The organism is Mesorhizobium sp. M4B.F.Ca.ET.058.02.1.1 (assembly GCF_003952505.1).
GTDB lineage: Bacteria > Pseudomonadota > Alphaproteobacteria > Rhizobiales > Rhizobiaceae > Mesorhizobium.
Genome location: NZ_CP034450.1, coordinates 6,079,117 through 6,101,630 on the forward strand (window position 1 = coordinate 6,079,117; position 22,514 = coordinate 6,101,630).

General features: G+C 65.8%; 25 protein-coding genes. 13 read left to right on the top strand and 12 right to left on the bottom strand.

Going from position 1 to position 22,514, the window contains the following annotated elements; all coding sequences use genetic code 11:
- Nucleotides 1-8: 8 nt before the first annotated feature.
- Nucleotides 9-1,211 (bottom strand): pyridoxal phosphate-dependent aminotransferase, encoded by a 1,203-nt coding sequence (locus EJ073_RS29670; protein ID WP_126058752.1) that lies wholly within the window; start codon nt 1,209-1,211, stop codon nt 9-11.
- Between the two features lie 212 nt (nt 1,212-1,423).
- Here EJ073_RS29670 and EJ073_RS29675 point away from each other — a divergent pair, with 212 nt between their 5' ends.
- The 3 genes from EJ073_RS29675 (at nt 1,424) to EJ073_RS29685 (ending at nt 3,864) form a co-directional block, all read left to right on the top strand.
- Nucleotides 1,424-2,323, top strand: coding sequence for an EAL domain-containing protein (locus EJ073_RS29675; RefSeq protein WP_126058753.1), 900 nt, complete (start codon nt 1,424-1,426; stop codon nt 2,321-2,323).
- Nucleotides 2,320-3,180, top strand: a complete 861-nt coding sequence (locus EJ073_RS29680; RefSeq protein ID WP_126058754.1) for an EAL domain-containing protein — start codon at nt 2,320-2,322, stop codon at nt 3,178-3,180. Before EJ073_RS29675 ends, EJ073_RS29680 begins: the two co-directional genes overlap by 4 nt.
- Before the next feature lie 75 nt (nt 3,181-3,255).
- Nucleotides 3,256-3,864 (top strand): glutathione S-transferase family protein, encoded by a 609-nt coding sequence (locus tag EJ073_RS29685; protein ID WP_126058755.1) that lies wholly within the window; start codon nt 3,256-3,258, stop codon nt 3,862-3,864.
- A 345-nt stretch (nt 3,865-4,209) separates the two neighbouring features.
- Here the strand turns inward: EJ073_RS29685 and EJ073_RS29690 are convergent, their stop codons facing one another.
- Nucleotides 4,210-4,422 carry a cold-shock protein gene (locus tag EJ073_RS29690; protein ID WP_006202464.1) on the bottom strand — a complete coding sequence of 71 codons (213 nt, stop codon included), beginning with the start codon at nt 4,420-4,422 and terminating at the stop codon, nt 4,210-4,212.
- 292 nt (nt 4,423-4,714) lie between these two features.
- Here EJ073_RS29690 and EJ073_RS29695 point away from each other — a divergent pair, with 292 nt between their 5' ends.
- Both EJ073_RS29695 and EJ073_RS29700 read left to right on the top strand, forming a co-directional pair.
- Nucleotides 4,715-5,041, top strand: a complete 327-nt coding sequence (locus EJ073_RS29695) for a hypothetical protein (protein WP_126058756.1) — start codon at nt 4,715-4,717, stop codon at nt 5,039-5,041.
- Between the two features lie 158 nt (nt 5,042-5,199).
- The gene (locus EJ073_RS29700; protein ID WP_126058757.1) at nt 5,200-5,640 is read left to right on the top strand and encodes a hypothetical protein; all 441 of its coding nucleotides are present in this window, start codon (nt 5,200-5,202) and stop codon (nt 5,638-5,640) included.
- 13 nt (nt 5,641-5,653) lie between these two features.
- On the opposite strand, the gene EJ073_RS29705 is transcribed toward EJ073_RS29700, so the two are convergent.
- A complete protein-coding gene (locus tag EJ073_RS29705; protein WP_126058758.1) occupies nt 5,654-6,223 on the bottom strand; it encodes a methylated-DNA--[protein]-cysteine S-methyltransferase in 570 nt (189 codons plus the stop codon).
- A gap of 175 nt (nt 6,224-6,398) precedes the next feature.
- Here EJ073_RS29705 and EJ073_RS29710 point away from each other — a divergent pair, with 175 nt between their 5' ends.
- On the top strand, nt 6,399-7,319 hold the full coding sequence (locus tag EJ073_RS29710; RefSeq protein ID WP_126058759.1) for a lytic transglycosylase domain-containing protein: 921 nt from the start codon (nt 6,399-6,401) through the stop codon (nt 7,317-7,319).
- Nucleotides 7,320-7,324: 5 nt separating this feature from the next.
- Nucleotides 7,325-7,807, top strand: a complete 483-nt coding sequence (locus tag EJ073_RS29715; RefSeq protein ID WP_126058760.1) for a GNAT family N-acetyltransferase — start codon at nt 7,325-7,327, stop codon at nt 7,805-7,807.
- 244 nt (nt 7,808-8,051) lie between these two features.
- Here the strand turns inward: EJ073_RS29715 and EJ073_RS29720 are convergent, their stop codons facing one another.
- Nucleotides 8,052-8,390, bottom strand: coding sequence for a hypothetical protein (locus tag EJ073_RS29720; RefSeq protein WP_126058761.1), 339 nt, complete (start codon nt 8,388-8,390; stop codon nt 8,052-8,054).
- A 143-nt stretch (nt 8,391-8,533) separates the two neighbouring features.
- On the opposite strand from EJ073_RS29720, the gene EJ073_RS29725 reads away from it, so the two are divergent.
- The 3 genes from EJ073_RS29725 to EJ073_RS29735 all read left to right on the top strand — a co-directional run bounded on the left by EJ073_RS29725 (nt 8,534) and on the right by EJ073_RS29735 (nt 10,291).
- Nucleotides 8,534-9,085, top strand: coding sequence for a DUF4142 domain-containing protein (locus EJ073_RS29725; protein ID WP_126058762.1), 552 nt, complete (start codon nt 8,534-8,536; stop codon nt 9,083-9,085).
- Nucleotides 9,086-9,346: 261 nt separating this feature from the next.
- Complete coding sequence (locus EJ073_RS29730) at nt 9,347-9,811, top strand: cupin domain-containing protein (RefSeq protein WP_126058763.1); 465 nt, start codon at nt 9,347-9,349, stop codon at nt 9,809-9,811.
- A gap of 87 nt (nt 9,812-9,898) precedes the next feature.
- Nucleotides 9,899-10,291, top strand: coding sequence for a RidA family protein (locus EJ073_RS29735; RefSeq protein WP_126058764.1), 393 nt, complete (start codon nt 9,899-9,901; stop codon nt 10,289-10,291).
- A gap of 50 nt (nt 10,292-10,341) precedes the next feature.
- Here the strand turns inward: EJ073_RS29735 and carB are convergent, their stop codons facing one another.
- The 4 genes from carB to EJ073_RS29755 all read right to left on the bottom strand — a co-directional run bounded on the left by carB (nt 10,342) and on the right by EJ073_RS29755 (nt 16,243).
- Nucleotides 10,342-13,845 carry a carbamoyl-phosphate synthase large subunit gene (gene carB, locus EJ073_RS29740; protein WP_126058765.1) on the bottom strand — a complete coding sequence of 1,168 codons (3,504 nt, stop codon included), beginning with the start codon at nt 13,843-13,845 and terminating at the stop codon, nt 10,342-10,344.
- A gap of 238 nt (nt 13,846-14,083) precedes the next feature.
- Nucleotides 14,084-14,947: an SH3 domain-containing protein gene (locus EJ073_RS29745; protein ID WP_126058766.1), complete on the bottom strand. Its 864-nt coding sequence runs from the start codon at nt 14,945-14,947 to the stop codon at nt 14,084-14,086.
- 181 nt (nt 14,948-15,128) lie between these two features.
- Complete coding sequence (locus EJ073_RS29750) at nt 15,129-15,887, bottom strand: metallophosphoesterase family protein (RefSeq protein WP_126058767.1); 759 nt, start codon at nt 15,885-15,887, stop codon at nt 15,129-15,131.
- Nucleotides 15,887-16,243: a helix-turn-helix transcriptional regulator gene (locus EJ073_RS29755; RefSeq protein ID WP_126058768.1), complete on the bottom strand. Its 357-nt coding sequence runs from the start codon at nt 16,241-16,243 to the stop codon at nt 15,887-15,889. Before EJ073_RS29755 ends, EJ073_RS29750 begins: the two co-directional genes overlap by 1 nt.
- Nucleotides 16,244-16,437: 194 nt before the next feature.
- On the opposite strand from EJ073_RS29755, the gene EJ073_RS29760 reads away from it, so the two are divergent.
- Nucleotides 16,438-17,616: an MFS transporter gene (locus EJ073_RS29760; RefSeq protein ID WP_126058769.1), complete on the top strand. Its 1,179-nt coding sequence runs from the start codon at nt 16,438-16,440 to the stop codon at nt 17,614-17,616.
- Between the two features lie 31 nt (nt 17,617-17,647).
- Here the strand turns inward: EJ073_RS29760 and EJ073_RS29765 are convergent, their stop codons facing one another.
- Complete coding sequence (locus EJ073_RS29765; RefSeq protein ID WP_126058770.1) at nt 17,648-18,112, bottom strand: MarR family winged helix-turn-helix transcriptional regulator; 465 nt, start codon at nt 18,110-18,112, stop codon at nt 17,648-17,650.
- 192 nt (nt 18,113-18,304) lie between these two features.
- Between EJ073_RS29765 and EJ073_RS29770 the strand changes: the two genes are divergently transcribed.
- The gene (locus EJ073_RS29770; protein ID WP_126058771.1) at nt 18,305-19,099 is read left to right on the top strand and encodes an SDR family oxidoreductase; all 795 of its coding nucleotides are present in this window, start codon (nt 18,305-18,307) and stop codon (nt 19,097-19,099) included.
- An 11-nt stretch (nt 19,100-19,110) separates the two neighbouring features.
- On the opposite strand, the gene EJ073_RS29775 is transcribed toward EJ073_RS29770, so the two are convergent.
- Nucleotides 19,111-19,710: a LysE family translocator gene (locus tag EJ073_RS29775; protein WP_126058772.1), complete on the bottom strand. Its 600-nt coding sequence runs from the start codon at nt 19,708-19,710 to the stop codon at nt 19,111-19,113.
- A gap of 96 nt (nt 19,711-19,806) precedes the next feature.
- Here EJ073_RS29775 and EJ073_RS29780 point away from each other — a divergent pair, with 96 nt between their 5' ends.
- Entirely contained in the window at nt 19,807-20,676 is an 870-nt protein-coding gene (locus EJ073_RS29780) for a LysR substrate-binding domain-containing protein (RefSeq protein ID WP_126058773.1), read from the top strand.
- A gap of 234 nt (nt 20,677-20,910) precedes the next feature.
- Here EJ073_RS29780 and EJ073_RS29785 read toward each other — a convergent pair whose 3' ends face one another.
- Both EJ073_RS29785 and EJ073_RS29790 read right to left on the bottom strand, forming a co-directional pair.
- Entirely contained in the window at nt 20,911-21,561 is a 651-nt protein-coding gene (locus EJ073_RS29785; RefSeq protein WP_126058774.1) for a dihydrofolate reductase family protein, read from the bottom strand.
- A 95-nt stretch (nt 21,562-21,656) separates the two neighbouring features.
- Nucleotides 21,657-22,508 carry a protein-L-isoaspartate O-methyltransferase gene (locus tag EJ073_RS29790; RefSeq protein WP_126058775.1) on the bottom strand — a complete coding sequence of 284 codons (852 nt, stop codon included), beginning with the start codon at nt 22,506-22,508 and terminating at the stop codon, nt 21,657-21,659.
- Between the last annotated feature and the right edge of the window lie 6 nt (nt 22,509-22,514).

Consider the following 22,514-nt stretch of genomic DNA (forward strand, 5'->3'; position numbering starts at 1 on the left):
TTTCGTCATCAGGTCAGTGAAGCGGTGAAGCGCTGGATGCGCGTGCAAGCCTCTTCCAGCAGCGTCTCCGACGTGGCGTAGGAGATGCGGAAGTTCGGGCCAAGGCCGAAGGCCGAGCCGAACACCACCGCCACACCCTCGGCCTCGAGCAACTCCGCGCAGAAGGTCTCGTCACTATCGATCACCTTGCCGGTCTTCGTCTCCCTGCCGATCAGCCCGGCGCAGGACGGGTAGACGTAGAAAGCGCCCTCCGGCGAGGGGCAGGAGATGCCGCGCGCCTGGTTGAGCATCGACACGACAAGGTCGCGGCGCCCCTGGAAGATCGCCTTGTTCTTGGCGATGAAGTCCTGCGGGCCGTTCAGCGCCTCGACCGAGGCCCATTGCGCGATGGTGCAGGCGCCGGAGGTCTGCTGGCCCTGGATCATGTCCATGGCCTTGATCAGCGGCACCGGGCCGGCGGCGTAGCCGATGCGCCAACCGGTCATGGCATAGGCCTTCGACACGCCGTTCATGGTCAGGGTGCGCTCGTAGAGTTTCGGCTCGACTTCTGCGATCGTCCTGAAGACGAAATCGCCGTAGGTGAGGTGCTCATACATGTCGTCGGTCAGTGTCCAGACATGCGGGTGCTTGAGCAGCACGTCGGCCAAAGATCGAAGCTCGGCTTCCGTGTAGGCGGCGCCCGACGGGTTGGACGGCGAGTTCATCAATAGCCATTTGGTGCGCGGCGTGATCGCCTTTTCAAGCACTTCCGCCGTCAGCTTGAAGCCGTTGTCGATCGATGTGTCTGTAAACACCGATGTGCCGCCGCAGATCGCCACCATCTCGGGATAGCTCACCCAGTAGGGGCGCGGGATGATCACCTCGTCGCCGGGGTTCAGCGTCGCCATGAAGGCGTTGAACAGGATCTGCTTGCCGCCGGTGCCGACGATGGTCTGCTCCGGCCGGTAGTCGAGATTGTTCTCGCGCTTGAATTTTTTCGCGATCGCCTCACGCAGCTGCGTGATGCCTGACACTGGCGGATACTTGGTCTCGCCACGACGGATCGCGTCGATCGCCGCGTTCTTGATGTTGTCGGGCGTATCAAAGTCCGGCTCGCCGGCGCCAAGGCCGATGATGTCACGGCCGGCGTTTTTCAGCTCGCGCGCCTTCTGCGTCACCGCGATGGTCGCGGAAGGCTTCACGCGGGAAAGGGCGTCGGCAAGAAAGGCCATGACCTGATATCTCCAAGGGTCGGCGGGCCAGGAGCGGCCGCGGGCCTCTCATGTCGCATCATCCGGCCAAGCGCAAGCATTGTCGAATGAGCCAGGGGTCAAGCAGCCGTGACCGGCATCGCTCGGCAACAATAAATTCATCAACGGCCGCTAAAACCCCTGTTGGCAGGATCGCAAGCCATTTCCGCCAAGTCTTGCCGAGCGAGGATCCCTTGTCGCGTAGTATCGGGCTCGCCCACATCATCCGTCGTGATGACGGCACCTCCAGTGGTGTCTGGGGCGTCTATACGCTGCAGAGCGCATTCCAGCCGATCTTCGCCTTCAGGGAAGGCAAGCTGTCGATCGTCGCATTCGAGGGGCTGATCCGGCCGTTTCGTGACGGCGAGCCGCAGTCGCCGATGAGTTTCTTCAACACCTGCCCGGCGGGCGACCGCCTGCACATCGAGGCGCTGACGCGGACGCTACACCTGCTCAACGCCGGCGCCTGCCTGCCGGAAGAGGCGTCGATCTTCGTCAACTTCGACCCGTCTGTGTTCACCGACCGCGCCATCGCAGACAACGCGCTGCGCGACATGCGGCTGGTGCTGCACGAGGCCGGCATCGACCCGCGCAGGATGGTTTGCGAGGTGACCGAACAGAAATCGGCCTCGCAGGAAACGCTCTACAGCTTCGTCGAGGCGCTGAGAGCCAACGGCTTCCGCATCGCTGTCGACGACTACGGCGCCGACGAATCCGACATCAACCGGATCAAGGAGCTCAAGCCCGACATCGTCAAGTTCGATGCGCACTGGATCACGCAACTGATGGAGTCCGGCGCCGGCTTTGCCCTGTTGACCACCATGGTGAAGAGCTTCGAGCAGCAAGGCATTCGCACCGTGTTCGAGGGCCTCGAGGAAGGCTGGCAGCTCGAGCTTGCCGAGAAATCGGGAACCTCGATGGTGCAAGGCTTCGTGCTGGCGCGGCCGGAACTGGCGCCGACCAGCTTTCGCGTCTTCGGCAAGGGCGTTGAGGCGTCCGCGGCAGCGACGGGCATCGGCGATGCGCCGGTCAGTTCGGGCGCGGCGCCGACGACGCGCCCGGCGCGGGTGTTCGGGCGCAGGAACGCCTCGTGAGCGTTTGGCCGGACAGGCGGCGCAATGCCGCCGAGGCGATCTTTGCCGACGAGATCGGCATCGAGTACGGCGTCTATGGCGACTTCCGGCTGAAGAGCGCCTATCAACCGATCTTCGCGCCGCGCGGCCGCTCGTTGGCGCCGGTCGCCGTCGAGGCGTTGATCGAGGCGCAGCGCGACGCGAGGCCGGTCGCGCCGCCGGTGTTCTTCGGCAGCCTGCCTGCCGCGGACCGCCTGTTCGTCGAGACGATGTGCCGGATGCTGCATCTGAGGAACTTCCGCAACATCGGCGTCGAGGGGCTCGACCTGTTCTTCAACTACAATCCGCTGATCAACGACCATCTCGGGCGGGCGCTGGCCGAGATCCGGCTGATGACCAGGCATCTCGGCGAACTGGATCTCTATCCAGGCATGCTGGTCTGCGAGATCACCGAGCAGGCGGCCAACGACAAGGTTCTGATCAGCCTCGTTCGCGAGATGCGGCGCGACGGCATTCGTATCGCCATCGACGATTTCGGCACCGGACATTCGACTGAGGAGCGCATCGCGCTGCTTGCGCCCGACATCGTCAAGATCGACGGCGCCTGGTTTGCCGAGTTCTGCCGGCATGCCGCCGCCGAGCGCTTCTTCCGGCCGCTGGTCTCGATGCTGCATGATCGGGGCGCCAAGGTGCTGGTTGAAGGGATCGAGCAGGCCGTGCATCTTCGCGTCGCGCTCGATGGCGGCGTCGACCTTGTGCAGGGCTACCATCTCGCCCGCCCGGCGCTGGCGGGCACGATCTTCAACGAGGAGCCACTCTCCACCGAGGCACTGCTCGGCATGGACAGCAAGGTGGTGCCGTTGCATCAGCGGCGCTGATGTTCAGGCCAAAACAAATCACTGGATGAGGCGGCTTCCGCCGCGCGATATTGGCGCGAGCCGGAAGGAGACCTGATGATACTCTACAGCATGATCGACAGCGGCAATTGCTACAAGCCGCGCCTGTTGATGGCCAAGCTCGGCATTGCCTTCACCAATGACGAGGTGAGCTCGCATACCGGCGACACCCGCAAGGCCGATTTCGTCGCCAAGAATCCCAACGCCATGGTGCCGCTGCTGGAACTCGACGACGGCAGACGGATCGCCGAATCCAACGCCATCCTGCTCTATCTCGCCGAGGGCACGCGCTTCCTGCCGGCCGACCGGTACCAGCGGGCGCTCGCCTATCAGTGGCTGTTCTTCGAGCAGTACAGCCACGAGCCCTACATCGCCGTGCGCAAGGCGCTGCTCACCTTTCCCGAGCGCGCCAGGGACGCGACGCCGGAACGGCTGGCATCGACGCTGGAGCGCGGCAACAAGGCGCTCGGCGTGATGAACAGGCATCTGGAAGCCAATGCCTTCTTCGCCGGCGATGCATACAGCGTCGCCGACATCGCGCTGTATGCCTACACGCATACCGCCGAGAAGGGCGGCTTCCAGCTCGACGCCTATCCGGCGGTGGCCGCCTGGCTCGGCCGCGTGGAGGCGGATCCCGGGCATGTGCCGATCGAGTGGCTGCCTTAGTCTTGTCCTCACGCCGTCGCCGCTTCGCGGCTCCGCCAAGGAAGCCAATTCCGCAGCGTCGCGCCGCCCCTCATCGCCCTGCCGGGCACTTCTCCCCGTGAACGGGGAGAAGAAGGCAGCTTCGGCGGTTTCGCCAATGTCTGAACCGCAGGCAAATAAAAAGGCGGGATAAATCCCGCCTTCCCATTCCGGTAGCCTGATCGGGAGCGTCTGACCGGGCTGGCAGCTATCTGCTGTTCCAGCTTGTCGGGTCTTTCCACTCCGGCGCGCTTCTCGCGCGACCGTCAGTACATCCGTGACTTGCCGCGCGCCCCGAACCTTCGTCCGGCGCGCGCTGTTGCTAAATCAGGCTGCCTTGCTCAGAGACCCAGCAGCGGACTTGCCGGTGCGGCGGTCCTGCTCGATCTCGAAGTTGATCTTCTGGCCCTCGACCAGGGTCGACAGGCCAGCGCGCTCGACAGCGGAGATGTGGACGAAAACGTCCGCGCCGCCCGCGTCAGGCTGGATGAAGCCGAAGCCCTTGGTGGCGTTGAACCACTTGACCGTACCAGTTGCCATTCGAAGTATCCTTCACATTTGCTTTAGTTTAACCGGACCAGGGGTCCGGCCGGTGGTATCGAAATTTTGGAGATAGACGTCAGCAAACGCGAAGATCGCGAGGCCCGATCGATCGGCCGAAATATCAATGCGATGCATATAGGCGGGTTTTGCGCTGAAAACAAGACTGTGTGAGAAAGCGGGACCAGCACCGCCGCCCAACGGCCGCCCCAATCGCGTGGAAAATTTGCGGCCGGCGGGCGCCGCGAGGGAGGAACGGCCAGGTCTCGGGCGCCGGGTTTGGGAGAGGATCATGAAGACCGTTGTGCTTGCCGCCTTGATGACGCTGGTGGCCGCCGAGGCGCAGGCGATCTCGCGCTACGACCCGACCCGCATGAGCTGCGACAGGGTGCAGGCGACGATCGCGCGCCAGGGCGCGGTCATCCTGCGCTACCAGTCGACGCGTGTCCCGGGGCTGCCGCTCTATGACCGCTACGTCAGGGACGAGCGCTTCTGCGACCTGGGCGAGGTGAGGAAGCGCGCCTACGTGCCCAGCGCCGATGCGAAATCCTGCCCGGTCTTCGTCTGCAAGCGGCCGGACTTCGATCGGCGGTTCCGTCGCCGTTTCCTGCAGAACTGAGATTCGCCATCCGCCACGTTTCGCCGGGGTCTTATCGCTGCCGGATTCAACCCGCGTGCCTGGAACCAATGACGGGCAAGACAGTTCAGCTATGACTTTGATACGACGCTGGCCTGCCCGACCGGCTGGGCATGCGGCGATCTAGAGGAGTTCTCATCATGAAGATTTCATCGGGATTTCGATCGGTCACGTTTGCCGTCATCGCCGCCGCGGGAGTCAGCCTAGCCAGCGCCGCGCATGCTGATAGCGGCACGATCCGCTTCGCCGTCTACAAGGCGGCCTTCTTCATCGGTGGTTCTGGAGGCGAGGGCACGCTGACCTTCCATGGTCGCCGCTATCCTATCTCGGTCGGCGGCATCTCGGGCGGCCTCGCGTTCGGGGCCTCAAAGACCTACTTCCACGGTACCGTGCGCCACATTCGCCGCGCCCGGGATGTGACAGGCGTGTACGGTGCTGCGGGCGGCGGCGGCGCGCTCGGCAAGGGGGCCCAGGTGATCGTCATGACCAATGACAAGGGCGCCCAACTCGAGCTCACTGGCAAGCAGGTAGGCCTGCAAGTCAACGCCGATCTGAGCGGTATGAGCATCGGGCTGAAGTAAGGGCCCGGACTTTTCAGAACCCGAACGAGGCCTGCGGTGACGGCGGCGGGCCGAGGCGCACGCCTTCCATGGCCAGCATCTTTTCCTTGGTGGCCGAGCCGCCGGGCGCCGAGAAGCCGCCGATCTTGCCGCCGGCGGCCAGGATGCGGTGGCACGGGATGACCAGCGGCACCGGGTTGGCGCCGAGCGCGGCACCGGTTTCGCGGGCGAGCCCTTGATGGCCGGCGCGCTTCGCCAACTCGCCATAGGTGGTGGTCTCGCCAAAGCCGAGCTTGCGCGCCGCGTCATAGATGGCGAGGCGGAAATCGTCGACGCCGGCAAGATCGACCGGCACGCTGGAGAAATCGATGTCCTCGCCGGCGGCATAGGCCCTGATCGCGGCGATCAGGTCCATCACCCATTGCGGCCGGTCGGTCGAGCTTGACACGCCACTATGGCGAAACAGCCGGCGCTCGACCGCCTCGCGGCTGCGCTCGGGCAAGCAGAGCCGGATCAGCCCGGTTTCGCTCCAGCCAATGCCCGTGAATCCGATCACTGTTTCTAACACTGCGTGACCGGTTGTGATCGCGGATGTCTTTTCCATGCTGGGCTCCTTTCCGCAAACCGCGAAAAACGGGTACAGGTACGGTACAGATAGGGAACAATATCGCAGCTTGCAGCGAGTTCCGCCACCCGAAAACCAGCGGATGGCCCTGATTGCCGGCCGAGAATCGCTGGTGTAAGGACTTCTTAACAACCGACAATCGGACCTGCAGGGCTTGGCAGCGAAAATCATCCTCACCGCGATCGGCGCGCTCGTTGCAGCTGCCGGCCTCAGCGGTTGCACCTCGACCTCGCAGATGAAGGCCGCGCCCGCCCTGTCGGCAGCCGCTACCCCTGCCGTCGAGGACGACACGCCGACCGTCGCGCTGCCGGAAACGGTGGCGGTGCTGCCGGAGCCCTCCGGCCTTGCGCCGGTGCAGATGGCGGCGTTCCCCGCCGATGCGAACATGGCAGCTCCGGGCATGGCGACGCCGGGCGAGCCCTTGCCGCTGCCTGCCCAGCCCGCCGCCTTCGCCGGATCGACGCCGCTTGCCGCTCAGCCCGCCGTGATGGCCGGCACCTCGCCGCTCAGCCCGGGATCGGTCAAGCCGATGCCCGCCTACGCAACGGCCGCGATGGCGATGCCCGTAACCGGCCAGGCGGTGAAGGCGGCAACGATGCCGGGCGTCCAGCAGGTCGCCTATTTCGTGCCGCAGAACCCGGCGCTGCTTGCCCCGCCGGGCGAGCCGCAGCCGCACGCCACCGGGCCGCGCGCCGAGATCGAGCGGCTGATCGAGAAATACTCCGCGCTCTACGAGGTGCCCATCGATCTCGTGCGCCATGTCGTCAACCGCGAGAGCACCTTCAACCCGAAAGCCTACAATCACGGCCATTGGGGTCTGATGCAGATCAAGCACGCGACGGCGCGCGGCATGGGTTATGACGGGCCGGCGAGCGGTCTGTTCGACGCCGAGACCAATCTCAAATATGCGGTCAAGTATCTGCGCGGCGCCTGGCTGGTGTCGGGGGGCGATGAAAAGCGCGCCGACCGGCTCTACCAGAGCGGCTATTATTACGATGCCAAGCGCAAGGGCCTGCTGGAAGCGACCGGCCTCGGCGTTGACCGCGCGCGCCGCCGCCTGCAGCCCGACGCCTGAGCGCGATGCCGCGCCCGCCGGCACCTGACGACATCCGGCTGCGCAAGACCCTCGACGACGATCTGCCGCCGCCGCACTGGCCGGAGGGCTTTGTCATGCGCGGCTTCGAGCCCGCCGACGCGCGGCCCCTGCATGCGCTGCTCTCCGAAGTGTTCGACGACGGCACGGACGGGCCGTTCGACGAGTGGTGGCCGCGCATTTCCGGCGACGCCGGATTCGACCCCGCGCTGTGCTTCCTGGTCATCGATGCCAAGGGCCGGCTGGCGGGGGCGGCACTGTGCTGGGCGACAGCCTTCGTCAAGGACCTCGCCGTCCATCCGCAAGCGCGCGGCCATGGCATCGGCGAGGCGCTGATGCGGCAGGCCTTCATCGCTTTCCGCGACCGGGGTGCCGCTCATGTCGATCTCAAGACCAACACAGTGGAGAACGCCACTGCTGTCCGGCTCTATGAGCGGCTGGGCATGATGCCGGTCGACTGGGAAGGATAAGCGGCCGGCTCCCGGTGTTAGGGTGGCATTTGTCACATCGACGCTTTGCGGCGTGAAAGCAGGACTGCTTTGTGAACGGCTTCACATTAGCCGCTGCTTGCAAATGCTAACCCAGCGTCATGCCAAGCGGCCGATCGGCGGATCGCACGTTGGCAAGGCGTTGGGGTGGGCTGCGCCGGCATGTGTCAGCCACTCCACGGCGGGTCCCGGGGCGGGTTCGGGGCCCGCCTCGCCGCATGTCTTCTCAGATATCCGGCGCGTTGCCGATCCGGGGCTTGATCTCGAGCGCCCAGGCGCGACCCTCGTCGCCGCCCCACAGTAGCCAGGCGATGTAGCCCGCCGACGGGTTCTGCTCGTTGCCGTAGTTCTTGCCCTTTTTGTCGACCTCGTGGCGGGCGAAATAGCTGACCATGCGCCTGATCGTCGACGGCGAGAGCTTCCGCCGGTTCTTCAGCTCCGTCGCCCGCGCCACGCCGATCTCGGTGCCGCCGCGGCCGAATTTTTCGCGCAGCCTAAGGCCCTTGGCGGCGTTGTCGGCGACGATCCGCGGGCTGCGCAGGTCGATCTCGGCGGGGTCGTGCATGGTCGTCTCTCCGGCCTGGCAGCCAAGCTGACGACGAGAATGCAGGAAAGCTGGACTTGTGTGCAGCGTGTAAATCAACGCAACCCCAGCTGCCGATGCGGCGTTGGAATCGCGAGGGACCATTCCCGGATGGGAGACATCAGATGAAAACCCTTCTGACCGCGACCGTCGCAGCCCTGCTGGCCGGCGCGCCGGCCGCTCTGGCGCAATCGACGAACCAGGTCGCGCCCATGCTTGCCGACAGCAAGGTCGACACAAAGACCTTCGTCACCACCGTGCCCAACGCCAACGAATTCGAGATCCAGTCGAGCAGGCTGGCCGAGGAGAAGGCCTCCTCCGACGACATCAAGGCCTTCGCCAGAGAGATGATCGCGGACCACACCAAGGCGGGCGAGGATTTCAAGGCGGCGCTGAGCCAAGGCCAGACCACCGCCTCGATCAAGCCCGCCGGGCCCGCGCTCGGCCCTAAGGAACAGCAGATGCTGGGCGAGTTGAAGAGCGCGAGCGGCAAGGCGTTCGACCAGAAGTACATCAAGATGCAGACGGACGCGCACAAAGAGGCGGTCGCGCTGTTCAGCACCTATGCGAAATCGGGCGACGACCCGGCGATGAAGGAATTCGCCAAGAAGACGCTGCCGACGCTGAAGATGCATGAGAAGCACGTGAAGGAACTGGCAGTGGCGCATCAGGGGTGAGGGCAAGTCGTTCCCTTCTCCCCTTGTGGGAGAAGGTGGATCGGCGCGCCAGCGCCGAGACGGATGAGGGGTGTTGGAAGGAATGAGACAGTCGCGATTGTGCGCCTTCCCGGCGCCGACAGGACGGTTGTAAAACTGGCGCATCGCCAAGCTGGAGCACCCCTCATCCGACCGAGCTCCGCTCGGCCACCTTCTCCCACAAGGGGAGAAGGGGAGCGCGCTTCGACAATGCCGGCGTAGAAACCAACGGAGCAGCCTGCCATGCCCAAGATCGACCTGTCATCCGTGCCAATCCGCAAGGGTTCCGGCTACCCTTCACCCTTCGATCAGCCCTGCGCCGGGCGCACGCGCCGCCGCCTCGGCGACGCGGGCGGCCTGAAGGATTTCGGCGTCAACCTGATGACGCTGCCGCCCGGCGGTTGGTCGAGCCAGCGCCACTGGCACAGCCATGAGGACGAGCTCGTCTATGTGCTGGAGGGCGAACTGACGCTGGTCGAGGACGGCCGCGAAACGCTGCTCAGGGCGGGCGATAGTGCTGCTTTCGCCAAGAACAGCGGCAACGGGCACCACATGATCAACCGCTCTTCGGCCACCGCGCGCTATCTGGAAGTTGGTTCGCGCAATCCGGAGGATGTCATAACCTGCTCCGACATCGACATGATGAGCCCGAGCTCGGATGGACGGTTTTTGCACAAGGATGGGAGGCCGTATCCGGGGCAGGGCTAGCCTCTTCCCTTCCACAAGGGGAGAAGGCCGCCGCTGGCTTTTCTCCGATGCGGCGATAAGCTCACTCCCAGACAAGGGAGGATTGTCATGGCCAAGGAAATCGTCGAAGTGCCGGTGCTGTCGGCGGCTGTGCGCGCGCTCGGCGTGCCGCTGTCGCTGGTGACCAGGGGGGCGGGGCTGGTCTTCGTCTCCGGCATGCCGCCGCTCGATGTTGCGACGGGCAAGCTGGTCAAGGGCGACATCGAGGTGCAGGCCGAGGCGTCGCTGAGGGCGATGAAGCATTGCCTGGATGCGGCGGGCAGCTCGCTGGACAAGGTGCAGATGGTGCGCATCTACGCCGCCAATGCCGGCTTCTACAACGCCATCAACCGCGTCTATGCAGAGCACTTCCCCGAAAACCCGCCGTCGCGCACCTTCGTGCCGGTAGCGTCATGGCCGATGGAGTTTGATATCGAGATCGAGTGTGTGGCGGTGGGGTGAAGGGAGAGTTGTCCCTGATCGAACTTGCGGGCGTTGAAAGCGGATGACTGTCATCCAAAATACTCCTGCAGCGGCGTGACCTCCAGGCTCCCGGCCCGCAGCGCCGCGATCGCCTCGGCGACCGCAGCAGCGCCCGACAGCGTCGTGTAGTACGGCACCTTCTGCATCAGCGTGGCACGTCGCAGTGACTTAGAGTCCGACACCGCCTTCTGGCCGTCGGTGGTGTTGAAGACGATCTGGACCTGGCGGTTGCGGATGGCGTCCTCGATGTGCGGGCGGCCTTCGAGCACCTTGTTGATCTTTTCGGCGACCACGCCGTTCTCGGCGAGGAAGCGGGCGGTGCCGGAGGTGGCGAGCACCTTGAAACCCTGGCCGGCGAGGCGCTTGACGGCGGGCAGGATGCCCTTCTTGTCCTCGTCGCGCACCGAGACGAACAGCGTGCCGGAGCGCGGCAGGTCGACATTGGCGCCGAGCTGGCTCTTGGCGAAGGCGAGCGCGAAGTCGCGGTCGAGGCCCATCACCTCGCCGGTCGAGCGCATTTCCGGCCCGAGCAGGATGTCGACGCCGGGGAAGCGGGCGAAGGGGAAGACGGCTTCCTTGACGGCGATGTGGCCGGGGTTGCGCGGATCGGGCATCGGGCCGTAATGGGCGAAGGCGTCTTCCAGCGTCTCACCGGCCATGATGCGGGCCGCGATCTTGGCGATCGGCCTGCCGATCGTCTTGGCGACGAAGGGCACGGTGCGCGAGGCGCGGGGGTTGACCTCCAGCACATAGACCGTGCCGTCCTGGATCGCGTATTGCACGTTCATCAGGCCGCCGACATTGAGCGCGCGAGCCAAGGCGGCCGTCTGCCGCTCCAACTCGTCGACAAGGTCCGAAGGCAGCGCGTGCACCGGCAGCGAGCAGGCCGAGTCGCCGGAATGGATGCCGGCCTCCTCGATATGCTCCAGGATGCCGGAGACGAAGGTCGCCTTGCCGTCGCAGAGGCAGTCGACGTCGACCTCGATGGCGCCGGTCAGATAGGTATCGAACAGAAGCGGGTTCTTGCCCAGCAGCGTGTTGATCTGGCCGGTCTTGTCGTTGGGGTATTTCTGCTTGATGTCCTCCGGCACCAGGCCGGGCACGGTGTCGAGCAGGTAGGTCTGCAGCATCCCCTCGTCATGGATGATCTGCATGGCGCGGCCGCCGAGCACATAGGACGGGCGCACCACCAGCGGAAAGCCGAGCTCGCCGGCGACGAGGCGGGCCTGCTCGACCGAATAGGCGATGCCGTTCTTCGGCTGGGTCAGGCCGAGCTTGTGCAGCAGCTTCTGGAAACGGTCGCGGTCCTCGGCGAGGTCGATCATGTCGGGCGAGGTGCCGAGGATCGGGATGCCGGCCTTCTCCAGCGCGTCGGCGAGCTTGAGCGGCGTCTGGCCGCCGAACTGGACGATGACGCCGACCAGTTCGCCGGACGCCTGCTCGGCGCGCAGGATCTCCAGCACGTCCTCCGCCGTCAGCGGGTCGAAATAGAGCCGGTCGGAGGTGTCGTAGTCGGTAGAGACGGTCTCCGGGTTGCAGTTGACCATGATCGCCTCGTAGCCGGCGTCGCGTAGCGCAAACGCCGCGTGGCAGCAGCAATAGTCGAACTCGATGCCCTGGCCGATGCGGTTCGGGCCGCCGCCGAGGATGACGACCTTTTTGCGCGCCGACACCTTGGCCTCGTTGGCGAGGCTGCCTGCGAACGGAACCTCATAGGTCGAGTACATGTAGGCGGTGGGCGAGGCGAACTCGGCGGCGCAAGTGTCGATGCGCTTGTAGACCGGATGCACGTCGAGCTTTTCGCGCGTCTTCTGAACGACTTCGGCGTCGGTCTTGGTCAGCGATGCGAGGCGGGCGTCCGAAAAGCCCATCGCCTTAAGCATCCGCAGATTGGCGGCATCCTGCGGCAGGCCGTGCTCGCGCACGCGTTCTTCCATGGCGATGATGCCGGCGATCTGCTCGAGGAACCAAGGATCGATCTTGCACATGGCGTGCACGTCTTCCAGCGAGGTGCCCATGCGGATCGCCTGCGCCACCATGCGTAGCCGGTCGGGTGTCGGCGTGCCGAGTGCTGCGCGAATGGCGTTGCGGTCGTCGACGTGGCTGGCAGGCGCGGTGCCATGGCCAAGGCCGGGGATCTCGATTTCGTCGAGACCCGTCAGGCCGGTCTCCAGCCCGCGCAGCGCCTTCTGCAAGGACTCCTGGAAGGTGCGGCCGATGGCCATAACCTCGCCGACCGACTTCATGGCGGTGGTAAGCACCGGCTCGGCGCCGGGGAACTTTTCGAAGGCGAAGCGCGGGATCTTGGTCACCACGTAGTCGATCGACGGCTCGAACGAGGCCGGCGTCGCGCCGCCGGTGATGTCGTTCTCCAATTCGTCCAGGGTGTAGCCGACGGCGAGTTTTGCCGCGATCTTGGCGATCGGGAAACCGGTCGCCTTGGAGGCCAGAGCCGACGAGCGCGAGACGCGCGGGTTCATCTCGATCACCACCAGGCGGCCATCGGCCGGATTGACGGCGAACTGCACGTTGGAGCCGCCGGTCTCGACGCCGATCTCGCGCAGCACCGCAATCGATGCGTTGCGCATCATCTGGTATTCCTTGTCGGTCAAGGTCAACGCCGGCGCGACGGTGATCGAGTCGCCCGTGTGCACGCCCATCGGGTCGATGTTCTCGATCGAGCAGACGATGATGCAATTGTCCGCCCGGTCGCGGACGACCTCCATCTCGTATTCCTTCCAGCCGAGCACGCTCTCCTCGATCAGCACTTCGGTGGTCGGCGAGGCGTCGAGGCCGGACTGGACGATGTCGTAGAATTCGGCGCGGTTGTAGGCGATGCCGCCGCCGGTGCCGCCCATGGTAAAGGAGGGGCGGATGATGGCCGGCAGGCCGACATGGTCGAGCGCCTGAGCGGCGATCGCCATGCCATGGCTGATGTAGCGCTGCTTGCGGTCGCCTTCGCCGAGGTTCCAGCGGGTTTCCAGCGCATCGAGCGCGGCATCGAGATTGTCGGGGTTCTCGGCCTTCAGCGCCGCGCGCTCGGCTTCGTGCGTCTTGCGGTCGGCATTCTTGACGTCGGTGGCGTTGGCCAGCATCGAGCGCGGCGTCTCAAGCCCGATCTTGCTCATCGCCTGGCGGAACAGCGCCCGGTCCTCGGCCTTGTCGATGGCGTGCGCGTCGGCGCCGATCATCTCGACTTGATAGCGCTCGAGCACGCCCATGCGGCGCAGCGACAAGGCGGTGTTTAGCGCCGTCTGGCCGCCCATGGTCGGCAGCAGCGCGTCCGGCCGCTCCTTGGCGATGATCTTGGCCACCACTTCCGGCGTGATCGGCTCGATATAGGTGGCGTCGGCCAGCTCCGGGTCGGTCATGATGGTGGCCGGGTTGGAGTTGACAAGGATGACGCGGAACCCCTCTTCCTTCAGCGCCTTGCAGGCCTGGGTGCCGGAATAATCGAACTCGCAGGCCTGGCCGATGACGATGGGGCCGGCCCCGATGATCAGGATCGACTTGATGTCGGTGCGTCTTGGCATGGTCTACGGGTTCCGTTCGGCGGGCGGCTTGCACGAAAAGCCGGGACGGGAGGACCCGGCCGGTTGTGCTTGCGATTCTGGTATCAGGCTAGGAGGGCCTTATAGGGAAGAGTTTTGCCGGATGTAACCCCGAAAATGCGGGATTAGGCAGTAGGGGTTAGGCAGCAGGGATTGGACAGTGGGGGTAGGGAAGGTTCAGGCGACTGGTGCCCATTCCCTACTGCCTGCTGCCTAATCCCTAATTCCCCAGCGCAAGCTGGTCCGTGATCTCGAAGCGCTCGGAAACGCCGACACGGATCATGTTGAGGCTGCCCTCGCGGGTGAAGCGGAATTCGTCCGGCGAATCCGAGCCAGCCGGCAGCCCGCCGTAGAAGGAGATGAGGCGCGTTCCGCCATCGGGCCAGGTCACGGTGACATCGGCCTTGTCCGCGCCCTTGTGCTCGATCCTTGCCTTGCAGAGGGTCATCGGCTGGCCCACATAGCGGGCGCAGGGAATGCCGGTCCCGGCATCGTCTGGCGCCTGCGGCGGCTCGAGCCGCGCCACGGTCGCGGTCTCGCCGGGGATTTCCCCGGTCGAGGGGTTTTCGCTTGCCGCGAAGGCAAGGCCATAGGCATCTTCCATCGCCGTCCTGCCGATCGCGGCGGCGGATTTCGGCGCGCCCTGATCTACCTCGCCGAAGCGCGCCGTCAGGTCGGGCGGTGGCGCGGGAGCAGCGGGCGCGTCCGTCGTCCCAGCGGCCGGCGACGGGTCCTCGGTCGGCATATCGTCCACGGTGGCCGGATTGCCGGGGGTCAGATAGCGCGCCGGCGCCCATCCCTTCACTTGCGGGTTGTCGACCTCCTCGACCTTGCACCAGGGATTGCCGTTGACCTCGTTGCAACCGAAATTCTTCACACTGGCGCCGCCGGGCAGGCGTCCTTGCACCCTGCCGGTCGCCGACGCGGTGACGCGGATGTTGAGGAGATCGTCCGGCGCGAGGCCAGTGACGATGGAGACGATGGTGGTGGACGGATCCTCGGCTCTCGCCGGCAGGGCCGTCGCCAGCAAAAGGGCGGCGGCCAACGCGACCAGCATCGTTCCTGGCGTATTCGTGCGCCTCATCACCTGGCCATGGCCGATAGGTTCCATCTGGCAGGCTGGCGCTATGGCGCCGCCGCCTGCCGAGGCGGTTTTATAGAAGACGAGGCAGCGCCATGTCACCCCTGAAAAATTCCGAGCTGGCTCAGGCCGGCATGAGCAAGCTCAGCCCGGCATGAGCTAGCTCAGCCTTGCATGAGCAAGCTCAGCCTTGCATGAATCCGGTTCTGAGCGCGTGCGCCCATTCCGGCCGTCCCGCCTGTTCGGCCTGCCTGGCCGCGGCCTCATGGTCGTAGTCGACGGCGATGGCCTCGAAGCGGTCGGGGCGGCCGTGCTCGCCGAGTTCGACGATGCCGTAGCGCGCATGCGGGGTGCCCTGCTCGGAGACATGCGCCGGCGGCGTGTCATCATCATAGGCCGGGCAACCAATGCTGCCGGGGTTGAAGATGACCGGGCCGCCGGGAATACGAATCAGCTCTGCGCGATGGCTGTGGCCGCACAGCACGATGCGGCAGGCGCGGTCGAGCGACTTCAGGCGCCGCCTGATCGCGGCCAGCGGCGCGCGCACCAGCTGGCCGTCGGTGATGGCATCGGCGAGATACTTTTCATCGTGGTCGGGGCGGGCGTGGAAGGCGACCACCCCGGGCGCGATCTCCAGCGTGAGCGGCAAGGCGAGCAGCGCCTCGCGCTGCGCCACCGTCAGCCGGTCCTGGGCGTAGCGGTCGGACGGCCACATCGTTTCGTCGGCGGGGTCCTGCGCCACGCGGCGGTCATGGTTGCCGCGCACGGTCGGCAGGTTGAGCGCCTGCAGCCGTTCCATCGTCTCGCGCGGCCAGAGCGGGCCGGAGACACAGTCGCCGAGATTGACGGCGATGTCGGCCCCGCCGCGGCGCTCGAGATCGTCGAGCACCGCATCGAGGGCAAGCACATTGCCATGGACGTCGGCGAGAACCGCAATGCGCATCAGGCGCTGATCTCGATCTCGGCGGCGCCGACCATGGGCAGCGCCTTGTCATCGCCGGCGGCGGCGATGACGCTGTCGAGCAGGCCGGGGAAGCGGCGGTCGAGGTCGTCGCGGCGCAGCGTGATCATGCGGTTGGTGCCGACAGCTTCGGTGCGGGTGACGCCGGCCTCGCGCAGTTTGGCCAGATGATAGCTGAGATTGGTCTTGGAGCCGAGATCGAGGAACTTGCTGCAGTTCATCGGCACGCCTTCCTTGCTGGCGAGAAAGCGCACGATGGCAAGCCTGGTCGGGTCGCCGAGCACGGCGAGCACGATCGGCAGGCTGATCTGGTCAGCATTTGGGTGGGGCAGTGTCATGCCCGAGAATTAAGCACAAACAGAGCCAACTTCAACGCGTCTCCTCCTGCGGCGGGTGCAAACGATCTGATCATCGCGGACCAGTCCTGACACAGGGCTGTCAGCAGGGTTCAGCTATTTTTCCCTGGCTTCATTGACATCATGCCTCGCCATGTCCAATTGTTCAATAACTTTTGAACTAAAAGGACACTCCCATGGACAAGCGGATCTTCTGGCTTGCGCTCGGTTCGTTCGCGATCTCGACCGAAGGCTTCGTCATCTCCAGCCTTCTGCCTGACATCGCGGCCGATGCTGGCATCTCCGTTCCGCTCGCCGGCTCGCTGATCACCGCTTTCGCGCTCGCCTATGCGTTCGGCGCGCCGGTCCTGGCGACCTTGACCGGCGAGTGGGACCGGCGCAGCGTCATCCTGTGGACGCTGGTGTTCTTCGTGCTCGGCAATGTGGTGGCGGCTCTGAGCTCGTCGTTCGAATTGCTGTTGATCGCCCGCATCATCATGGCGCTGTCGTCCGGTCTGTTCGCCGCGACCGCGCAAGGCACGGCGGTGGCGCTGGTCGATGACCATCACCGGGCGCGTGCCATTGCCGTCGTCGTCGGCGGCACCACGGTGGCGGTTGCAGTCGGCGCGCCGCTCGGTGCGCTTGTCGCGGCAGTGGCCGGCTGGCGTGGCACTTTCTTCGCCATCGCCGGACTTGGCGCGCTGGCCGGCGCGATCCTCTGGTACCGGCTGCCACGCGGCATCATCGGCACCAGGCTGCCGCTCCGGGCGCGTCTGGCGGCGGCGCTGCGGCCCGGCGTGATGCCGATCCTGCTGACGACCGCCCTAGCGCTGGTTGGCGCCTTCACCGTCTTCAGCTTCATTGCGCCGCTGGCCATCCAGAGCGGGGGCTTGAGCCCGCTGGCGCTGCCCGGAATGCTGCTCGCCTTCGGCGTCGGCGCCGTCATCGGCAACATTGCCGGCGGCCAGGCGGCCGACCGCTTCGGCGCGACGCGCACCGTCGCCTGGTCATTGGCGCTGAGCGCGGCGATGGTGATTACCTTCTCGCTGATCCCGACCTTCCTGCCGCAGCATATCGCCGGGCCGGCGCTGATGGGCATGATGGTGCCGTGGGGCATCGTCGGCTGGGCGTTCCCGCCGGCGCAGGCGAGCCGCATCATCAAGCTGGCGCCGGACGCCGCGCCGATCGTGCTCTCGCTCAACGCCTCGGCGCTCTATCTCGGCGTGGCGCTGGGCGCGGTGGTCGGGAGTATGGTGCTGCGCTACGGCGTGCCGGCAGATCTCGGCCTTGTCGCGGCAGTGTTTCCGATCGTAGGCCTGGGTATCGTGCTGGCCGGCCGGGCATTGGCCCGCCCGGTCGCAATGCCGGCCGAGTAACCGCTGCAAAGCTGGATTGGCGGCCGCTTATTCAGAGCGAAGGAGTGGCCGCCGGCATTTCCAGATCGAGATCAGCCACCGCGTCCAGCGCCGCGCGAAGCTTCGCCGCCTGCTCGGCGCCGACCTTGTCCTCGAAACGCTGCTGCGCCGCGCTCCACAGCCTGATCGCCTCGTCCAGCTTGACATTGCCCTGCGGCGTCAGCCGCACGCGCTTGACGCGGCGGTCGTCCTTGTTGGCGAAAGTCTCGACATAGCCGTCGCGGATCAGCGGCTTCAGCGTGTGCCCGAGCGCCGAGAGGTCCATGATCAGCGCCTCGGCGATGGTGCCCATCGCCGGCTCGCTGCCGACATGGATCTGAAAGAGCAGGCCGAACTGCGTGCCCTTCAAGCCCGATGGCGCCAGAGCGTCATCGTAGAAGCGCCCCAGCCTGCGCGCGGCGCGCCGCAGCGTCGCGTTGTTGCAGCGGCTAAATCCTGGCTTCCGAACTCCGGTCATGTTCGCTCCTTGCCGGCGAAAAGCTGCGCCGGCCAGCCGCAGAAATAGTTTTCGCCGCCGCCGTTGACAAGATAGTGGCATATACCTACTTCGGTGAAAGTGGCATATGCCACTAATATTAAATCGGACATGTCGGCGAATGGCGTGATCGTCGTCGCCGAACCAGAGCGACACGAACAAGGGAACAGGACAATGAGCACGAAGGACAACAAGGGCACGGCCGTGATCACCGGCGCCTCGTCGGGCATCGGCGCGGTCTATGCCGACCGGCTGGCCGGGCAGGGTTACGACCTGGTGCTGGTGGCGCGGCGCGCCGACCGGCTGCAGGAGGTTGCGGACAGGCTGGCCTATGCCTATGGCCGCAAGGTTAAGACGATTGTCGCCGATCTCGCCGGCGACAGCGACCTGCGCCGGGTCGAGCAGGCGATCGCGGCCGACGAGAGCGTGACGCTGCTGGTCAACAATGCCGGCATGGGTGGGCTGCAAGTGATCGCCGAGGCCGATGCGGACTCCGCCGAGCGCATGATCAAGGTCAATGTCATCGCCTTGACGCGTTTGACCCGCGCGGTGCTGCCGGGCCTGCTTGCGCGCAACCGAGGCGCCATCGTCAACATCGCCTCGGTGGTCGCCTACGGCATCGCCGTCGGTGGCATCTACAGCGGCACCAAGGCCTATGTCGTCAACTTCACTGAAGCGTTGCAGAGCGAAGTCGCCGGCACCGAGGTGAGGGCACAGGTCGTGCTGCCCGGACCGATCCGCACCGAGTTCTGGGACGTGTCCGGGATCAGCCTCGACAGGATCAACCAGGACTGGGTGATGACGGCCGACGATCTGGTCGACGCGGCACTTGCCGGTTTTGCCCAGGGCGAGACCGTTACCGCGCCAGGCCTTGCCGACCCGGCCGGCTTGGATACATATCTCGGCGCCAGGGACCATTTCTACGGCAGCCTGTTCGCCGGCAAGCCGGCGGCACGCTACGCCGTATAGTCCCCCTGCCGCTAGGTTGGCCGCCACATCTGCAGGATCGAGGCGGCCAGCAGCAGGCCAAGCGCAATGTTGAGCGCGCGCCACTGCCGCTCGGTCTTGAGCAGCCTCGCGAGCAGCGTGCCGGCCACGCACCACAGCGACAACGAGAAGGCCGCGGCAAGCCCGAACACCGCGCCGAGCAGCAGGGCGAGCCGCAAGGGTCCGTCGGCAAGCGCTGCGAAGGATGCGGCGGCGCCCAGCCCCATCGCCCAGCCCTTCGGGTTCATCCACTGAATGCCGGCGCCGCCGAAAAAGCTGTTCGGCCTGGCCATGGACACGTCGAGGTTCGGCGGGCCGCTGCGGCCGATCTTGACCGCCAGCCAGATCAGATAGAGCGAGCCCGCGATCTTCATCGCCAGTTGCAGGGACGGGACGGCGGCGAGCAGGCCGGCGAGCCCGGCGGCACCCGCGGCCGCCACAGTAGCCAGGCCGGCGGCGCTGCCGGCCATCAGCGGCACGGATCGGCGAAAGCCGAACTGCGCGCCGGAGGCCGTCGACAGGGTCGTGGCAATGCCCGGCGTCGAGGTGGAGATGAGAGCGAACAGGGCGAGTGGAAGGATGGTTTTGAACATGCAGGCTCCTTTCGCGGGAACCTGCATGCTAAAGCGCGCTTCGCATCAGTAAATGCAATGTTTGATATGATTTGCATTAACATCTATAATGCCAAAATGATCCGCAATCTCGACACCGCGTTGATCCGAACCTTCGTCACCGTCACCGACAGGGCCAGCATGACGGCGGCGGCCAATGCGCTGAACCTGACGCAAGGCGCCGTCAGCCAGCAGATCAAGCGGCTGGAGGACGTTCTCGACTGCAGCCTGTTCGAGCGCGACCGGCGCGGCTTGCGGCTGACCAGGGCAGGCGAGCGGCTGTTCGGCAAGGGCAGGCGCCTGCTCTCGCTCAATGACGAGATCTGGGCCGAGATTGCCGGCAGCGCGGTTGCGGGGAAGGTCAGGCTCGGCGTGGCCTACGATCTTGTCGGCACCTTGCTCGCGCCGGTGCTCAAGGCCTATGCCGATACCTATCCGCAGGTCGAGATTTCGCTCCATTGCGCCGCCTCGCCGGAGCTTGCGGCGGCGCTCGCGGCCGGCATGATCGATCTCGCCGTCATCGAGGAACGGGTCGGTCCGTCCGCCGGCGAATGCCTGGCGGTCGACCGGCTGGTCTGGGTCGGCGCCAGGGGCGGCGCCGCGCACCGCAAGCGCCCGTTGCCGGTGTCGATGGTCGCCGACACATGCGCCTTCCGCCCGGCGGTGCTTTCAGCGCTCAGCGAGCAGGGGCTGGAATGGCGCACGGTGTTCGAGAACGGCAACATCGACGCGACGACGGCAACGGTGCGGGCGGACCTTGCAGTCACCACCTGGCTGGCATCGACCGTGCCGGCGGACCTCGACATCCTGCCTTCTGGCCCTGACCTTCCGGCGCTGCCGAATTTCGCTATCAACCTGCATCTGCCGAAATACGGCACCGAGCCCGCTGCGCGAGAGTTTGCGCGACACATCCGCGACGGGCTGGCGCGGCGGCAGGTGGCGGCTTGAGACCTGGAAGAACTTGGGTTCCTCTCCCACGTCGATCGGGGAGAGGTGTCGAGCGAAGCTCGACGGAGCGGGGTCGACCTGGCTCGAGCGTTGTTGCTTCAAGCCGAGGCGATGCTTCGCCCTGATTGAGGCCCGTGGCGAGTTGTCAGCGGCGGTGCATTTGAGGACCGACTTCCCCCGCACCGTAGCTGCTCCGCAGCGCCACCTCTCCCGCTCCGGAGGGAGGCCGCCCCGCTACTTCCAGTTCATGCGCCGCTCGAGCTCGGCGTCGGACGGCTTGTCCTGCGCGAATGATCCGGTCCTAATCTCGCCGCCCCGCTCGTAGGTCGCCATGATGACGCCGGTGGTGGTGGCCTGCGACTTGGTGAGCTTGAAGGCGGCCGGCATCGCGCCGTCGTCGAACAGCCGCTTGCCCTTGCCCAGCAACAGCGGGAAGATCATCAACCTGATCTCGTCGATCAGCCCGTGGGCAAGCAGGGTCTGGATCAGACTGCCCGATCCCTGGATGAGCAGGTCAGGTCCGTCGTCCTGCTTGAGGCGGCGCAACGTCGCGACGATATCTTCCCCAAGCCATTGCGTGTTCTGCCAGGTGAGCGAATCCGGCCGATGCGTCGCCACATATTTGGTCGCAGGGTTGAAGGCATCCGCGATCGAATCCTTCTGATACGGCCAGTAGGCGGCGAAGATGTCGTAGGTTCTGCGGCCGAGCAGCAGGGCGAACGGCTTGGAGAACAGTTCATCCAGGGCCGCGCCCGCCACCTCGTCGAAGTAATGGAACGTCCAGCCGCCGAACTTGAAGCCGCCGACCGGGTCCTCCTCCGGACCGCCGGGCGCCTGCATGACGCCGTCGAGGCTGACGAACGTGGCGGCGATGATCTTCCTCATTGGAACTCTCCCTTTTCGTGGTCCGCGCCGTCGGGCCGGATTTCGGCCTTAGGACGCATGGACAGGCGACGGCTCGACAGCGGCCGCAAAAATATCTACCGCAGCGCGCTCATCCCCCTGCCGCGGCCGACGCCGTGCGACGAGAACCAAACCTCGCCGATGATTGCCGTGGCAGTGCGGTCCGGCGCCTTGTCGCTGATCAGCCAGATCGAACGGCTGCGCGCCGCCTTCTCGCGATCGGGGATTTTCGCAGAGGGGTCCGGGGTCGATGCGCCGACGCAAGGGATAAACCACGAGCCCATGAACGGTTGGCAGGCGAAGCCGAATTCCGTGCTGGTCACCAGCACGGCCAGCGCAACGCGTTCGGCGGGACGCCATGGGAAGACCATGCGGCCTCCCGGCTTCAGCGCCTTCAGCCAGGCGGCCGGAGGCGCTGCCACGCCGGCATTGACATAGATGATGTCGGACGCAGGCAGCGGGCTAGTGACGGCATTGCCATGGATGACGGCCACATTCTCATAGGCCGTGAGGTTCTGCTCGGCGCTGGCGGCAAGTGCTGCGTCAAGCTCGAAGGCGGTGACCGGGCCGGGCGCGACCAGCTTCGCCAGCAGCGCCGTGTAGTAGCCAGTGCCGGCGCCGATATGGGTGACGGCCTCGCCTGGCCTGGGCGCGATCCGGCCGAACCACATTGCGTGCAGGCAGGGTTCGCCATTGTTGATGCCCTTGTCGGCGTCGAGCGTCACCAGCACGTTCTGGTAGATGTGGGCGGGATCGGCGCTCGGCGTCTTAACCCTGCCGTCGCCGGCGATGATGGTCCACGGTCCGGGACCAAGGAAGGCCTCGCGCGGAACGGTGGCGAAAGCTTCCCCGAGGCGCGGATCAGCCGAGCCGGCATGAGCGGCCATCAGTCGGGCGTAGAATTCGCGGGCCTCAGCGGTTCCGGTCATAATGGC